We start from the raw sequence: 14683 nt of genomic DNA, 5'->3' as shown, positions 1-14683 counted from the left end.
CAAAGTTCCAGGTTAGCTTCACTACACGGCACACAGAAACCGGAGAAGTAGTGCCTACGATCCAGCAGCTGGTCCGTAAGGGCCGGCAGGACAAGGTCGAGAAGACAAAGACCCCCGCGCTTGAGGCTTCGCCCCAGCGTCGTGGCGTCTGCACGCGTGTGTTCACGACCACCCCGAAGAAGCCGAACTCGGCGCTCCGTAAGGTCGCGCGTGTGCGTCTGACCTCCGGCATCGAGGTCACCGCTTACATTCCGGGTGAGGGACACAACCTGCAGGAGCACTCGATCGTGCTCGTGCGTGGTGGCCGTGTGAAGGACCTGCCGGGTGTTCGTTACAAGATCATCCGCGGTGCGCTTGACACCCAGGCTGTCAAGAACCGCAAGCAGGCCCGCAGCCGCTACGGCGCCAAGAAGGAGAAGTAAGAATGCCTCGTAAGGGCCCCGCCCCGAAGCGCCCGGTCATCATCGACCCGGTCTACGCATCTCCTCTGGTGACCTCGCTCATCAACAAGATCCTCCTGAACGGCAAGCGCTCCACCGCCGAGCGCATCGTTTACGGCGCCATGGAAGGCCTCCGCGAGAAGACCGGCAACGACCCGGTCATCACGCTGAAGCGCGCGCTGGAGAACGTCAAGCCGTCCCTCGAGGTCAAGTCCCGCCGTGTCGGTGGCGCGACCTACCAGGTTCCCGTCGAGGTCAAGCCGGGTCGTCAGTCGACCCTGGCCCTCCGCTGGCTCGTGGGTTACTCCCGCGCCCGCCGTGAGAAGACCATGACCGAGCGCCTGATGAACGAGCTGCTCGACGCCTCGAACGGTCTTGGCGCTGCCGTCAAGAAGCGTGAGGACACGCACAAGATGGCCGAGTCCAACAAGGCCTTCGCGCACTACCGCTGGTAGTCCCAACCCACATCGAGACCGAGAGAAGACTGAGCCGATATGGCTACCACTTCGCTTGACCTGGCCAAGGTGCGCAACATCGGCATCATGGCCCACATCGACGCGGGCAAGACGACCACCACCGAGCGCATCCTGTTCTACACCGGTGTGTCGTACAAGATCGGTGAGGTCCACGACGGCGCTGCCACGATGGACTGGATGGAGCAGGAGCAGGAGCGTGGTATCACCATCACGTCTGCCGCTACCACCTGCCACTGGCCGCTCGAAGATGTTGACCACACCATCAACATCATCGACACCCCGGGTCACGTCGACTTCACCGTCGAGGTGGAGCGTTCGCTCCGCGTCCTCGACGGCGCCGTCACCGTGTTCGACGGTGTGGCCGGCGTTGAGCCGCAGTCCGAGACCGTTTGGCGTCAGGCGGACCGCTACGGCGTCCCGCGCATCTGCTTCGTCAACAAGCTCGACCGCACCGGCGCCGAGTTCCACCGCTGCGTCGAGATGATCAAGGACCGCCTCGGTGCGGTTCCGATCGTCATGCAGCTCCCCATCGGTGCCGAGGCCGACTTCCAGGGTGTCGTCGACCTCGTCACGATGAAGGCGTTCGTCTGGTCCGCCGAGGCGACCAAGGGCGAGATGTACGACATCGTCGACATCCCGGCCACGCACACCGAGGCCGCTGATGAGTGGCGCGGCAAGCTGGTCGAGACCGTCGCCGAGAACGACGACGAGATCATGGAGCTCTTCCTGAACGGCGACGAGCCGTCCGTGGAGCAGCTGCACGCCGCCGTCCGTCGCATCATCCTCGGCTCCGGCAAGGGCAAGGGCGAGCCCACGATCACCGCGGTGTTCTGTGGCACGGCGTTCAAGAACAAGGGCGTTCAGCCCCTGCTCGACGCCGTCGTCCGCTACCTGCCCTCGCCCCTGGACATCGAGGCCATCGAAGGCCACGACGTCCGGGACCCCGAGGTCGTCGTGAAGCGCAAGCCTTCCGACGAGGAGCCCCTCGCGGCGCTGGCGTTCAAGATCATGAGCGACCCGCACCTCGGCAAGCTCACCTTCGTCCGGGTTTACTCGGGCCGCCTGGAGGCCGGCACTGCGGTGCTGAACTCCGTCAAGGGCAAGAAGGAGCGCATCGGCAAGATCTACCGCATGCACGCCAACAAGCGTGAAGAGATCGCCGCGGTGGGCGCCGGTGACATCGTCGCCGTCATGGGCCTGAAGCAGACCACCACCGGTGAGACGCTGTGTGACGACAAGAACCAGGTGATCCTGGAGTCCATGGACTTCCCGGCCCCGGTCATCCAGGTCGCCATCGAGCCCAAGTCCAAGGGTGACCAGGAGAAGCTGGGTGTAGCCATCCAGCGTCTCGCGGAGGAGGACCCCTCCTTCCACGTTCACTCGGACGAGGAGACCGGCCAGACCATCCTCGGCGGTATGGGCGAGCTGCACCTTGAGGTGCTGGTCGACCGTATGAAGCGCGAGTTCAAGGTCGAAGCCAACGTCGGCAAGCCGCAGGTCGCGTACCGCGAGACCATCCGCGGCACCGTCGAGCGTCACGACTACACCCACAAGAAGCAGACCGGTGGTACCGGTCAGTTCGCCAAGGTGCAGATCGCGATCGAGCCCATCACCGAGGCTGACGGTCCGGCGTACGAGTTCGTGAACAAGGTCACCGGTGGCCGCGTGCCGAAGGAGTACATCCCTTCGGTCGACGCCGGTGCGCAGGAGGCCATGCAGTTCGGCATCCTGGCCGGCTACGAGATGACGGGCGTCCGCGTCACGCTTCTCGACGGTGGCTACCACGAGGTCGACTCCTCCGAGCTCGCGTTCAAGATCGCCGGTTCGCAGGCCTTCAAGGAGGCCGCGCGCAAGGCGTCCCCCGTGCTCATGGAGCCGATGATGGCCGTCGAGGTCACCACGCCCGAGGACTACATGGGTGACGTCATCGGCGACATCAACTCCCGCCGTGGCCAGATCCAGGCCATGGAGGAGCGCCACGGCGCTCGCGTCGTCAAGGGCCTCGTGCCCCTCTCGGAGATGTTCGGCTACGTCGGAGACCTCCGCAGCAAGACCTCGGGTCGCGCCAGCTACTCGATGCAGTTCGACTCCTACGCCGAGGTTCCCCGGAACGTCGCTGAGGAGATCATCGCGAAGGCCAAGGGCGAGTAACTCTTCCGAGTACACGTTTTAGGCTTGCCACCGGAGCCTCTGGGGCAACAGGAGCAACCCTCCCGTTGCCCCGGGGGAACCGGCTATCCAGCAAAGATCACCTGGCGCCGATGATTCAAGGCGTACAGAACCACTCTCAGGAGGACCCCGTGGCGAAGGCGAAGTTCGAGCGGACTAAGCCGCACGTCAACATCGGCACCATCGGTCACATTGACCACGGTAAGACGACCCTCACGGCCGCCATTACCAAGGTGCTGCACGACAAGTACCCGGACCTGAACGCGGCCTCGGCGTTCGACCAGATCGACAAGGCTCCCGAGGAGCGCCAGCGCGGTATCACCATCTCCATCGCGCACGTCGAGTACCAGACCGAGGCGCGTCACTACGCCCACGTCGACTGCCCGGGTCACGCTGACTACATCAAGAACATGATCACCGGTGCCGCGCAGATGGACGGTGCCATCCTCGTGGTCGCCGCCACCGACGGCCCGATGCCGCAGACCAAGGAGCACGTGCTCCTGGCCCGCCAGGTCGGCGTTCCGTACATCGTCGTCGCCCTGAACAAGGCCGACATGGTGGACGACGAGGAGATCCTGGAGCTCGTCGAGCTCGAGGTCCGTGAGCTGCTCTCCGAGTACGACTTCCCGGGCGACGACCTGCCGGTCGTCCAGGTCTCCGCGCTGAAGGCGCTCGAGGGCGACAAGGAGTGGGGTGACAAGCTCCTCGGCCTGATGGACGCCGTGGACGAGGCCATCCCGACCCCGCCGCGTGACACCGAGAAGCCGTTCCTGATGCCCGTCGAGGACGTCTTCACGATCACCGGTCGTGGCACCGTCGTCACCGGCCGCATCGAGCGTGGTGTCCTCAAGGTCAACGAGACCGTCGACATCATCGGCATCAAGACCGAGAAGACCACCACCACGGTCACCGGCATCGAGATGTTCCGCAAGCTGCTCGACGAGGGCCAGGCCGGCGAGAACGTCGGTCTGCTCCTCCGTGGCATCAAGCGCGAGGACGTCGAGCGCGGCCAGGTCATCATCAAGCCCGGTTCGGTTACGCCGCACACCGAGTTCGAGGCCGCCGCGTACATCCTGTCGAAGGACGAGGGTGGCCGTCACACCCCGTTCTTCAACAACTACCGCCCGCAGTTCTACTTCCGTACCACGGACGTGACCGGCGTCGTGACCCTCCCCGAGGGCACCGAGATGGTCATGCCGGGCGACAACACCGACATGACGGTCTCGCTGATTCAGCCGGTCGCCATGGAGGAGGGCCTGAAGTTCGCCATCCGTGAGGGTGGTCGTACCGTGGGCGCCGGCCAGGTCACCAAGATCACGAAGTAATTTCGTGCTCTGACCTGGTAGCTCGCGCGAGCGGGCACCATGTTCGGCAGAAGGGCCCCTTCCCCACCGCTCCGGCGGCGGGGAAGGGGCCCTTCTCCGTACCCCGGTAAAGAACGCATAAAGGCCCCGTGAGAGGCTCACCGGCAGTTCGAACGGAATCGCACAGGGTGGGGAAGCATGGGGCAGCAGGGCGACGGCAGACCGGAGATCTCCGACGAGGAGTGGGCCCGGTTCGGTGAGCAGGTCGCGCGGGAGTCCGCGGACGCCCCGAGGGAGCCGTCGGCGCGGGCGCGGATGGTCACCGAGCGGCTGCGCCGCGAGGAGGCGGAGCGGGCGGCCGGGCAGGGGCGCGGGCGGTTCGGCCGCCGGCGGCCGGTGCGCAACGATCCGCCGGGGTGGCGGACCGGGCCGGCCTGGCAGGAGATGGAAGGCCGGGGGAAGACCGGGCGCAGGCTCAGGGCGACCGCCGCGATCGTCTTCATAGCGGGGCTCGCGCTCGTCGTCGTACGCCCGGAGCTGCTGATCGACAGGCTGACCGGCAAGACCGAGGCCCGTGAGCGGGCCGCCACGGCCTCGCCGCTGCCGGCCGAGTCCGCGCGTCCGACCGCGGCCCCGGAGGCCGTGTACCCCGACCGGCCGACCCTGAGGGACCCCTTCCGGGGCTCGCCGGCCCTCCAGTGGGCGGACGGCGCCACCGGCATCGAGGTCCCGCCGGCCACCGCGGTCGGCGGGATGACCGAGGACCAGGTCGCCGACGCACTGGCGAAGGCGAAGCAGTTCCTGGTCGCCGCCAACCTGGACCCGGCGACGCTGCGCGGGGAGCGGCCGGAGGCGGCCCTGAAGCTGCTGGACCCGCAGGACGAGGAGTTGCGCAAGGAACTGGACGAGTCCTTCCGGCAGCCGGCCCGCGGGCACGACCCCCTGGACCTGTTCACCCGCTACGACCCGGCCGAGCTCAAGCCCGTGGGCGACGTGGTCAAGGTGCGGGGCCGGATGTGGGTGGAGCCGGGGGAGAAGGCCGGACAGGCCGAGGTGAAGGCGGACTACTCCTTCGTCCACCCCTTCGTGAAGGTCAAGGGGAACCCGGAGGACGTCGCGCGCACCATCGTGCGGCGGGAGATCACCTTCTCGGTCGCCGACCCCGCCAGGTGGAAGGGGACGCCCGGCGCCCTGCGGCTCGTGTCCTTCCGGCCGGACCTCGCGAACAGCGCCTGCGACCGGTACGACGGGTACCTGCACCCGTCCTTCTTCTCGGACCCCGCGGACGGCGGACCGGCACCCTCCGGATCGCCGGTCGACCCGTACGACCGCAGCAAGACCATCGAGGCGCGCGGGCAGGAGGGCTGCGGGACCGTCTCCCGCTCGTGATCAGCGGTGCGGCCTGGGAGAACCCCCGTCGGGTGAGGCGCGCGGTGCGGTTTGACGTGATCGCGCGGCGGGGTATTCTCTTCGGCCCGATTGGCCAGGTAGGTGTCTCGTATGGCAGACTACTCAAGTTGCTCGGTTGAGTGCCGATGCTGTGCGCCTCCCGCCGGGAGGACCGGAAGCGAGTCCCACAGTACTCGTCGTCCTTAATCTGCCTTTCGGGGCAGCAATGAGGACGGACGTACGGGAATCTTCTGGGAAGTGTCAGCAGGGTGCTTACCAGGCACTCGGTGGGTGTTTCTCCCCCGATGCGCGGTCCGGGACCGCATCCCCTTGGACGAGGGAATTTCCGTATGGGAATTTTCTGTAGAGGGAGTGCGACACGCCCGACCGCGTGGGTCGGAGAGAAGCCGCGGGATCCGTCCCGCAGCCGACCGAGAGCCAGAGCGTTTCCACATACAGACAGGACTACGGAGTAGCCATGGCGGGACAGAAGATCCGCATCCGGCTCAAGGCCTACGACCACGAGGTCATCGATTCCTCGGCGAAGAAGATCGTCGAGACGGTGACCCGCACTGGTGCGTCGGTCGCGGGCCCGGTGCCGCTGCCCACTGAGAAGAACGTGTACTGCGTCATCAAGTCGCCGCACAAGTACAAGGACTCGCGCGAGCACTTCGAGATGCGCACGCACAAGCGCCTGATCGACATCCTCGACCCGACGCCCAAGACCGTTGACTCGCTGATGCGCCTGGACCTTCCGGCCGGCGTTGACATCGAGATCAAGCTCTGAGAGGCGTCGAGAAGATGGCAAAGCAGATCAAGGGCGTCCTGGGCGAGAAGCTCGGCATGACCCAGGTCTGGGACGAGAACAACCGTGTCGTCCCGGTCACCGTGGTCAAGGCCGGACCCTGCGTCGTTACCCAGGTCCGTACGAACGACATCGACGGCTACGAGTCGGTCCAGATCGCCTTCGGCGAGATCGACCCGCGCAAGGTGAACAAGCCCCTCAAGGGCCACTTCGCCAAGGCCGACGTCACCCCCCGCCGCCACCTGGTGGAGCTCCGCACCTCCGACGCCAGCGAGTACACGCTCGGCCAGGAGATCACTGCTGAGGTGTTCGAGTCCGGCGTCAAGGTTGACGTCACGGGCAACAGCAAGGGCAAGGGCTTCGCCGGTGTCATGAAGCGGCACAACTTCCGGGGCCTCGGCGCCGGTCACGGTGTGCAGCGCAAGCACCGCTCCCCCGGTTCGATCGGTGGCTGCGCCACCCCTGGGCGTGTCTTCAAGGGCATGCGCATGGCCGGTCGCATGGGTAACGAGCGCGTCACCACCCAGAACCTGACCATCCACGCGGTTGACGCGGAGAAGGGTCTGCTGCTCATCAAGGGCGCGGTCCCCGGTCCGAACGGCGGCCTCGTCCTGGTCCGTACCGCGGCCAAGGGGGCTTGAGGTAATGAGCACCATTGACATCCTTTCGCCGGCAGGCGACAAGGCCGGTACCGTCGAGCTCCCCGCGGAGATCTTCGACGCCAAGACCAGCGTTCCGCTGATCCACCAGGTCGTTGTCGCTCAGCTGGCTGCTGCCCGTCAGGGCACGCACAAGACCAAGACCCGTGGCGAAGTCCGTGGTGGTGGCCGCAAGCCGTACCGCCAGAAGGGCACCGGCCGCGCCCGTCAGGGTTCGACCCGCGCTCCGCAGTTCGCCGGCGGTGGCGTCGTCCACGGCCCGCAGCCGCGTGACTACTCGCAGCGGACCCCGAAGAAGATGAAGGCCGCCGCCCTCCGCGGTGCCCTCTCGGACCGTGCGCGTCACTCCCGCATCCACGTCGTCACCGGCGTGGTCGAGGGTGCCGCCTCCACGAAGGCCGCCAAGACGCTGTTCGGCAAGATCTCGGAGCGCAAGAACCTGCTCCTGGTCGTCGACCGCAGCGAAGAGGCCGCGTGGCTGTCCGCCCGCAACCTGCCCCAGGTTCACATCCTGGAGCCGGGCCAGCTGAACACGTACGACGTGATCGTCTCTGACGACGTGGTCTTCACTCAGACCGCTTTCGAGTCCTTCGTGTCTGGCCCCAAGGCCGATGAGACCGAAGGGAGCGACGCCTGATGTCTGAGGCGACCGTTACCAGCAAGACCTTCACCGACCCGCGCGACCTGCTGATCAAGCCGGTTGTCTCGGAGAAGAGCTACGCGCTGCTGGACGAGAACAAGTACACGTTCATCGTCGCGCCCGGCTCCAACAAGACCCAGATCAAGCAGGCCGTCGAGGCGGTCTTCGGGGTCAAGGTCACCGGGGTCAACACGATCAACCGTCAGGGTAAGCGCAAGCGCACCAAGACCGGTTTCGGCAAGCGCGCTGACACCAAGCGCGCCATCGTGACCCTCGCTGAGGGCGACCGAATCGACATCTTCGGCGGCCAGGCCTCCTAACGGAGGTCTAGTCGTCCGGAATCGGACGAGGACTGAGAAATGGGTATCCGCAAGTACAAGCCGACGACCCCGGGCCGTCGTGGCTCCAGCGTCGCCGACTTTGTCGAGATCACGCGGTCCACGCCGGAGAAGTCGCTGGTTCGCCCTCTGCACAGCAAGGGCGGCCGTAACAACACCGGCCGGATCACCGTTCGCCACCAGGGTGGTGGACACAAGCGCGCCTACCGCGTGATCGACTTCCGTCGTCACGACAAGGACGGCGTGCCGGCCAAGGTCGCGCACATCGAGTACGACCCCAACCGCACTGCGCGCATCGCGCTCCTGCACTACGCGGACGGCGAGAAGCGCTACATCATCGCGCCGAAGGCTCTGAAGCAGGGCGACCGGATTGAGAACGGCCCCACGGCCGACATCAAGCCCGGTAACAACCTGGCGCTCCGCAACATCCCGGTCGGTACCACGATCCACGCGATCGAGCTCCGTCCCGGTGGCGGCGCGAAGTTCGCCCGCTCGGCCGGTGCCTCCGTGCAGCTGCTGGCGAAGGAGGGCACGATGGCCCACCTTCGTATGCCGTCCGGTGAGATCCGTCTCGTCGACGCGCGCTGCCGCGCCACGGTCGGCGAGGTCGGCAACGCCGAGCAGTCGAACATCAACTGGGGCAAGGCCGGCCGCATGCGCTGGAAGGGCGTTCGCCCGTCCGTCCGCGGTGTCGCGATGAACCCGGTTGACCACCCGCACGGTGGTGGTGAGGGCAAGACCAGTGGTGGTCGCCACCCGGTCTCCCCGTGGGGTCAGAAGGAGGGTCGTACTCGCTCGCCGAAGAAGGCTTCGAGCAAGTACATCGTCCGCCGCCGCAAGACGAACAAGAAGCGCTAGGAGCGGGTTTAGATGCCGCGCAGTCTCAAGAAGGGGCCCTTCGTCGACGACCACCTCGTAAAGAAGGTGGACGTCCAGAACGAAGCCGGCACCAAGAACGTCATCAAGACCTGGTCCCGTCGCTCGATGATCATCCCCAGCATGCTGGGTCACACCATCGCGGTGCACAACGGCAAGACCCACGTCCCGGTGTTCGTCACCGAGTCGATGGTCGGCCACAAGCTCGGCGAGTTCTCGCCGACTCGCACCTTCCGCGGCCACGTCAAGGACGACCGGAAGTCGAAGCGCCGCTAAAGGCGGGGTGGTTATGACTATGACTTACACCGAAGGGACAACCATGGAAGCCAGGGCCCAGGCGCGGTACATCCGCGTCACGCCCATGAAGGCCCGCCGAGTGGTGGACCTTATCCGTGGCATGGATGCCACGGAGGCTCAGGCGGTCCTGCGTTTCGCCCCGCAGGCCGCGAGCGTGCCGGTCGGCAAGGTGCTGGACAGCGCCATTGCCAACGCCGCACACAACTACAACCACCCGGACGCCTCCACGCTGGTCATCAGCGAGGCGTACGTGGACGAGGGCCCGACCCTGAAGCGGTTCCGTCCGCGTGCCCAGGGCCGTGCCTACCGGATCCGCAAGCGGACCAGCCACATCACCGTGGTCGTCAGCAGCAAGGAAGGTTCCCGGTAATGGGCCAGAAGGTAAACCCGCACGGGTTCCGGCTCGGCATCACCACCGACTTCAAGTCGCGTTGGTACGCCGACAAGCTGTACAAGGACTACGTCAAGGAAGACGTCGCCATCCGTCGGATGATGACGTCCGGCATGGAGCGCGCCGGCATCTCGAAGGTTGAGATCGAGCGCACCCGTGACCGCGTGCGTGTGGACATCCACACCGCTCGTCCGGGCATCGTCATCGGCCGCCGTGGCGCCGAGGCCGACCGCATCCGCGGTGACCTCGAGAAGCTCACGGGCAAGCAGGTCCAGCTGAACATCCTCGAGGTCAAGAACCCCGAGCTTGACGCTCAGCTGGTTGCCCAGGCCGTGGCCGAGCAGCTCTCCTCCCGCGTCTCCTTCCGTCGCGCCATGCGTAAGAGCATGCAGGGCACGATGAAGGCCGGCGCCAAGGGCATCAAGATCCAGTGTGGCGGTCGTCTCGGCGGCGCCGAGATGTCCCGCTCCGAGTTCTACCGCGAGGGTCGTGTGCCGCTGCACACCCTGCGCGCGAACGTGGACTACGGCTTCTTCGAGGCCAAGACCACCTTCGGCCGTATCGGTGTGAAGGTCTGGATCTACAAGGGCGACGTCAAGAACATCGCCGAGGTTCGCGCCGAGAACGCTGCGGCCCGTGCGGGTAACCGCCCGGCCCGTGGCGCGCAGGGCGCAGGCGACCGTCCCGCCGGCCGTGGTGGCCGTGGTGGCGAGCGCGGCGGCCGTGGTGGCCGCAAGCCGCAGCAGGCTGCTGGTGTCGAGGCCCCCAAGGCCGACGCTCCCGCCGCCGCTCCGGCCGAGAGCACCGGAACGGAGGCCTGACCGACATGCTGATCCCTCGTAGGGTCAAGCACCGTAAGCAGCACCACCCGAAGCGCCGCGGTATGGCCAAGGGCGGTACTGAGGTCTCGTTCGGCGAGTACGGTATCCAGGCGCTCACCCCCGCCTATGTCACGAACCGCCAGATCGAGGCGGCTCGTATCGCGATGACCCGCCACATCAAGCGTGGCGGCAAGGTCTGGATCAACATCTACCCGGACCGCCCGCTGACGAAGAAGCCGGCCGAAACCCGCATGGGTTCCGGTAAGGGTTCTCCCGAGTGGTGGATCGCGAACGTGCACCCGGGTCGGGTCATGTTCGAGCTGTCCTACCCGAACGAGAAGATTGCTCGTGAGGCGCTCACCCGCGCTGCTCACAAGCTTCCGATGAAGTGCCGGATTGTTCGGCGCGAGGCAGGTGAGTCGTGATGGCGACGGGAACCAAGGCGTCCGAGCTGCGTGAGCTCGGCAACGAGGAGCTCGTTGGCAAGCTGCGCGAGGCCAAGGAGGAGCTGTTCAAGCTCCGCTTCCAGGCGGCCACGGGTCAGCTGGAGAACAACGGCCGGCTCAAGTCCGTCCGTAAGGACATCGCTCGCATCTACACCCTGATGCACGAGCGTGAGCTCGGTATCGAGACGGTGGAGAGCGCCTGATGAGCGAGAAGAACGTGACTGAGACGACCGAGCGCGGCTTCCGCAAGACCCGTGAGGGTCTCGTCGTCAGCGACAAGATGGACAAGACCGTCGTCGTCGCCGTCGAGGACCGCGTCAAGCACGCGCTGTACGGCAAGGTCATCCGCCGTACGAACAAGCTCAAGGCTCACGACGAGCAGAACGCTGCCGGCGTCGGCGACCGCGTCCTCATCATGGAGACGCGTCCGCTGTCGGCGAGCAAGCGCTGGCGCATCGTCGAGATCCTCGAGAAGGCCAAGTAAGCACCTGAGGGGTTTCCCTTAGGTTCGTTCCGCCAGGCTCGGTGGGGGCGGTAGCTCTTCGGAGTGAGGCCCCCGCCGGGAACCGGCAGACAAACAGGAGATACACGTGATCCAGCAGGAGTCGCGACTGCGTATCGCCGACAACACTGGTGCCAAGGAAATCCTTTGCATCCGTGTTCTCGGTGGTTCCGGTCGCCGCTACGCGGGCATCGGTGACGTCATCGTCGCCACCGTCAAGGACGCGATCCCCGGTGGCAACGTGAAGAAGGGTGACGTCGTCAAGGCGGTCATCGTTCGCACCGTCAAGGAGCGTCGCCGCCAGGACGGCTCGTACATCCGCTTTGACGAGAACGCCGCCGTCATTCTGAAGAACGACGGCGACCCTCGCGGCACCCGTATCTTCGGCCCGGTGGGCCGTGAGCTGCGCGAGAAGAAGTTCATGAAGATCATCTCGCTCGCGCCGGAGGTGCTGTAAGCATGAAGATCAAGAAGGGCGACCTGGTTCAGGTCATCACCGGTAAGGACAAGGGCAAGCAGGGCAAGGTCATCGCGGCCTTCCCCGCCAACGACCGCGTCCTCGTCGAGGGTGTCAACCGGGTCAAGAAGCACACCAAGGCCGGCCAGACCGCTGGTGGCTCGCAGACCGGTGGCATCGTGATCACCGAGGCGCCGATCCACGTCAGCAACGTTCAGCTGGTCGTGGAGAAGGACGGCCAGAAGGTCGTCACCCGCGTCGGTTTCCGCTTCGACGACGAGGGCAACAAGATCCGCGTTGCCAAGCGGACGGGTGAGGACATCTGATGGCTACCACTCCGCGTCTCAAGACGAAGTACCGCGAGGACATCACGGGCAAGCTGCGTGAGGAGTTCTCCTACGAGAACGTCATGCAGATCCCCGGCCTCGTCAAGATCGTGGTCAACATGGGTGTGGGCGACGCCGCCCGCGACTCCAAGCTGATCGACGGCGCCATCCGCGACCTGACGACGATCACCGGTCAGAAGCCGGCCGTCACGAAGGCCCGCAAGTCCATCGCGCAGTTCAAGCTGCGTGAGGGTCAGCCGATCGGCTGCCACGTCACCCTTCGTGGTGACCGCATGTGGGAGTTCCTGGACCGTACGCTGTCGCTCGCGCTGCCGCGTATCCGTGACTTCCGTGGTCTGTCGCCGAAGCAGTTCGACGGCCGTGGCAACTACACCTTCGGTCTCACGGAGCAGGTCATGTTCCACGAGATCGACCAGGACAAGATCGACCGTACCCGGGGTATGGACATCACCGTGGTCACCACGGCGACCAACGACGCTGAGGGCCGCGCGCTCCTTCGTCACCTCGGCTTCCCCTTCAAGGAGGCGTAAGCGAGATGGCGAAGAAGGCTCTCATCGCGAAGGCTGCCCGCAAGCCCAAGTTCGGTGTGCGTGCGTACACCCGCTGCCAGCGCTGCGGTCGTCCCCACTCCGTGTACCGCAAGTTCGGCCTGTGCCGCGTGTGCCTTCGTGAGATGGCTCACCGTGGCGAGCTGCCGGGCGTGACCAAGAGCTCCTGGTAATTCCCTCTCGTCCGCAAGGACTTGAGGAGTACCAGGCACTCTCGGTAAGCATCTGGACGGCGGGTGCCCGGCCGCGCATGCCTTAGGCTTGTGTGGTTGGGCGTCCGCCGCCCATAACGACTTACTACGCCGTAGGTCCCCGCGCCGCACCCGTCCCGCCTCTGAGTGGGGAGAGGGATGGCGCATACAGGAAACCCCGGCGAGAGAGGCCGAAGGCCACTTCATGACCATGACTGACCCGATCGCAGACATGCTGACCCGTCTGCGTAACGCTAACTCGGCGTACCACGACACCGTCGTGATGCCGCACAGCAAGATCAAGTCGCACATCGCGGAGATCCTCAAGCAGGAGGGTTTCATCACCGGCTGGAAGGTCGAGGACGCCGAGGTCGGCAAGAACCTCGTCCTCGAGCTGAAGTTCGGGCCGAACCGTGAGCGCTCCATCGCGGGCATCAAGCGGATCTCGAAGCCCGGTCTGCGCGTGTACGCAAAGTCCACCAACCTGCCGAAGGTCCTCGGCGGCCTGGGCGTGGCGATCATCTCCACGTCCCACGGTCTCCTGACCGGCCAGCAGGCAGGCAAGAAGGGCGTAGGTGGGGAAGTCCTCGCCTACGTCTGGTAGTCGGGAACGGAGGAAAAGCAATGTCGCGAATCGGCAAGCTCCCCATCCAGGTTCCCGCCGGTGTGGACGTCACCATCGTTGGCCAGACGGTCGCCGTGAAGGGCCCCAAGGGTTCCCTCACGCACACCGTCAAGGCGCCGATCGAGATCGTCAAGGGTGAGGACGGCGTTCTGAACGTCACCCGCCCGAACGACGAGCGTCAGAACAAGGCCCTGCACGGCCTGTCCCGCACGCTGGTGGCGAACATGATCACCGGCGTGACCACGGGTTACGTCAAGGCACTCGAGATCAGCGGTGTCGGTTACCGCGTCGCCGCGAAGGGCTCCGACCTGGAGTTCCAGCTTGGTTACAGCCACCCGATCCTGATCGAGGCGCCCGAGGGCATCTCCTTCAAGGTCGAGTCGCCCACCAAGTTCGCGGTCGAGGGCATCGACAAGCAGAAGGTCGGCGAGGTCGCCGCCAACATCCGCAAGCTGCGGAAGCCCGACCCGTACAAGGCCAAGGGTGTCAAGTACGCCGGCGAAGTCATCCGCCGCAAGGTCGGAAAGGCTGGTAAGTAGCCATGGCATACGGTGTGAAGATCGCCAAGGGTGACGCGTACAAGCGCGCTGCCAAGGCTCGCCGCCACATCCGCATCCGCAAGAACGTCTCGGGTACGGCGGAGCGTCCGCGCCTCGTCGTGACGCGTTCGAACCGCAACATCGTTGCTCAGGTCATCGACGACCTCCAGGGTCACACCCTGGCGTCCGCGTCGACCCTGGACGCTTCGATCCGCGGTGGCGAAGGCGACAAGAGCGCCCAGGCCCAGGCTGTCGGCGCGCTCGTCGCCGAGCGTGCCAAGGCTGCGGGTGTCGAGACCGTCGTGTTCGACCGCGGTGGCAACCGATATGCCGGGCGCATTGCCGCTCTGGCTGACGCCGCCCGCGAAGCCGGGCTGAAGTTCTAAGCCCCGGTTCCGGGACTCACGGACGTAACAGAGAGAG

At 65.8% G+C, this 14683-nt stretch carries 23 protein-coding genes; all 23 read left to right on the top strand.

Annotation, left to right across the window (positions count from 1 at the left end):
* Positions 1 to 50 precede the first annotated feature (50 nt).
* The 23 genes from rpsL to rplR all read left to right on the top strand — a co-directional run bounded on the left by rpsL (position 51) and on the right by rplR (position 14646).
* On the top strand, positions 51 to 422 hold the full coding sequence (rpsL, locus tag ACEPPI_RS07455; RefSeq protein WP_007265893.1) for a 30S ribosomal protein S12: 372 nt from the start codon (positions 51 to 53) through the stop codon (positions 420 to 422).
* 2 nt (positions 423 to 424) lie between these two features.
* The gene (gene rpsG / locus ACEPPI_RS07450; protein WP_007265894.1) at positions 425 to 895 is read left to right on the top strand and encodes a 30S ribosomal protein S7; all 471 of its coding nucleotides are present in this window, start codon (positions 425 to 427) and stop codon (positions 893 to 895) included.
* 39 nt (positions 896 to 934) lie between these two features.
* On the top strand, positions 935 to 3067 hold the full coding sequence (gene fusA / locus ACEPPI_RS07445; protein ID WP_373914423.1) for an elongation factor G: 2133 nt from the start codon (positions 935 to 937) through the stop codon (positions 3065 to 3067).
* 149 nt (positions 3068 to 3216) lie between these two features.
* Positions 3217 to 4410, top strand: a complete 1194-nt coding sequence (gene tuf / locus ACEPPI_RS07440) for an elongation factor Tu (protein WP_373914422.1) — start codon at positions 3217 to 3219, stop codon at positions 4408 to 4410.
* 177 nt (positions 4411 to 4587) lie between these two features.
* Positions 4588 to 5778 (top strand): hypothetical protein, encoded by a 1191-nt coding sequence (locus tag ACEPPI_RS07435; RefSeq protein ID WP_373914421.1) that lies wholly within the window; start codon positions 4588 to 4590, stop codon positions 5776 to 5778.
* 478 nt (positions 5779 to 6256) lie between these two features.
* Positions 6257 to 6565, top strand: coding sequence for a 30S ribosomal protein S10 (gene rpsJ / locus ACEPPI_RS07430; RefSeq protein ID WP_003948644.1), 309 nt, complete (start codon positions 6257 to 6259; stop codon positions 6563 to 6565).
* Positions 6566 to 6579: 14 nt separating this feature from the next.
* Positions 6580 to 7224, top strand: coding sequence for a 50S ribosomal protein L3 (rplC, locus tag ACEPPI_RS07425; protein WP_007265899.1), 645 nt, complete (start codon positions 6580 to 6582; stop codon positions 7222 to 7224).
* Positions 7225 to 7228: 4 nt separating this feature from the next.
* Entirely contained in the window at positions 7229 to 7879 is a 651-nt protein-coding gene (gene rplD, locus ACEPPI_RS07420; RefSeq protein ID WP_373914420.1) for a 50S ribosomal protein L4, read from the top strand.
* Complete coding sequence (rplW, locus tag ACEPPI_RS07415) at positions 7879 to 8202, top strand: 50S ribosomal protein L23 (RefSeq protein ID WP_030154694.1); 324 nt, start codon at positions 7879 to 7881, stop codon at positions 8200 to 8202. Before rplD ends, rplW begins: the two co-directional genes overlap by 1 nt.
* Before the next feature lie 39 nt (positions 8203 to 8241).
* On the top strand, positions 8242 to 9078 hold the full coding sequence (gene rplB / locus ACEPPI_RS07410; RefSeq protein WP_008739715.1) for a 50S ribosomal protein L2: 837 nt from the start codon (positions 8242 to 8244) through the stop codon (positions 9076 to 9078).
* Between the two features lie 12 nt (positions 9079 to 9090).
* Entirely contained in the window at positions 9091 to 9372 is a 282-nt protein-coding gene (gene rpsS, locus ACEPPI_RS07405; RefSeq protein ID WP_008739713.1) for a 30S ribosomal protein S19, read from the top strand.
* 43 nt (positions 9373 to 9415) lie between these two features.
* A complete protein-coding gene (gene rplV, locus ACEPPI_RS07400) occupies positions 9416 to 9763 on the top strand; it encodes a 50S ribosomal protein L22 (protein WP_007265904.1) in 348 nt (115 codons plus the stop codon).
* A complete protein-coding gene (rpsC, locus tag ACEPPI_RS07395; RefSeq protein ID WP_030230639.1) occupies positions 9763 to 10605 on the top strand; it encodes a 30S ribosomal protein S3 in 843 nt (280 codons plus the stop codon). Before rplV ends, rpsC begins: the two co-directional genes overlap by 1 nt.
* 5 nt (positions 10606 to 10610) lie before the next feature.
* Entirely contained in the window at positions 10611 to 11030 is a 420-nt protein-coding gene (gene rplP, locus ACEPPI_RS07390) for a 50S ribosomal protein L16 (protein WP_030026326.1), read from the top strand.
* Positions 11030 to 11254, top strand: coding sequence for a 50S ribosomal protein L29 (rpmC, locus tag ACEPPI_RS07385; RefSeq protein ID WP_008739703.1), 225 nt, complete (start codon positions 11030 to 11032; stop codon positions 11252 to 11254). Before rplP ends, rpmC begins: the two co-directional genes overlap by 1 nt.
* Positions 11254 to 11535 carry a 30S ribosomal protein S17 gene (gene rpsQ / locus ACEPPI_RS07380; protein WP_352214014.1) on the top strand — a complete coding sequence of 94 codons (282 nt, stop codon included), beginning with the start codon at positions 11254 to 11256 and terminating at the stop codon, positions 11533 to 11535. Before rpmC ends, rpsQ begins: the two co-directional genes overlap by 1 nt.
* Positions 11536 to 11641: 106 nt before the next feature.
* On the top strand, positions 11642 to 12010 hold the full coding sequence (gene rplN, locus ACEPPI_RS07375) for a 50S ribosomal protein L14 (protein ID WP_008739701.1): 369 nt from the start codon (positions 11642 to 11644) through the stop codon (positions 12008 to 12010).
* 2 nt (positions 12011 to 12012) lie between these two features.
* Positions 12013 to 12336 (top strand): 50S ribosomal protein L24, encoded by a 324-nt coding sequence (gene rplX / locus ACEPPI_RS07370; protein WP_030230645.1) that lies wholly within the window; start codon positions 12013 to 12015, stop codon positions 12334 to 12336.
* Positions 12336 to 12887 carry a 50S ribosomal protein L5 gene (gene rplE, locus ACEPPI_RS07365; protein WP_373914419.1) on the top strand — a complete coding sequence of 184 codons (552 nt, stop codon included), beginning with the start codon at positions 12336 to 12338 and terminating at the stop codon, positions 12885 to 12887. Before rplX ends, rplE begins: the two co-directional genes overlap by 1 nt.
* A gap of 5 nt (positions 12888 to 12892) precedes the next feature.
* Positions 12893 to 13078: a type Z 30S ribosomal protein S14 gene (locus tag ACEPPI_RS07360; protein ID WP_003956452.1), complete on the top strand. Its 186-nt coding sequence runs from the start codon at positions 12893 to 12895 to the stop codon at positions 13076 to 13078.
* A gap of 223 nt (positions 13079 to 13301) precedes the next feature.
* On the top strand, positions 13302 to 13700 hold the full coding sequence (gene rpsH, locus ACEPPI_RS07355) for a 30S ribosomal protein S8 (RefSeq protein WP_007265911.1): 399 nt from the start codon (positions 13302 to 13304) through the stop codon (positions 13698 to 13700).
* A gap of 20 nt (positions 13701 to 13720) precedes the next feature.
* Positions 13721 to 14260 carry a 50S ribosomal protein L6 gene (gene rplF, locus ACEPPI_RS07350; RefSeq protein ID WP_373914418.1) on the top strand — a complete coding sequence of 180 codons (540 nt, stop codon included), beginning with the start codon at positions 13721 to 13723 and terminating at the stop codon, positions 14258 to 14260.
* Between the two features lie 2 nt (positions 14261 to 14262).
* Complete coding sequence (gene rplR, locus ACEPPI_RS07345) at positions 14263 to 14646, top strand: 50S ribosomal protein L18 (protein ID WP_030026334.1); 384 nt, start codon at positions 14263 to 14265, stop codon at positions 14644 to 14646.
* The last annotated feature ends 37 nt before the right edge of the window (positions 14647 to 14683 follow it).

Source organism: Streptomyces sp. AB3(2024) (assembly GCF_041862025.1).
In the GTDB taxonomy this organism is placed as follows: Bacteria; Actinomycetota; Actinomycetes; order Streptomycetales; family Streptomycetaceae; genus Streptomyces.
The sequence above is the reverse complement of the archived record's forward strand: the minus strand, read 5'-3'. Positions and strand labels throughout refer to the sequence as shown.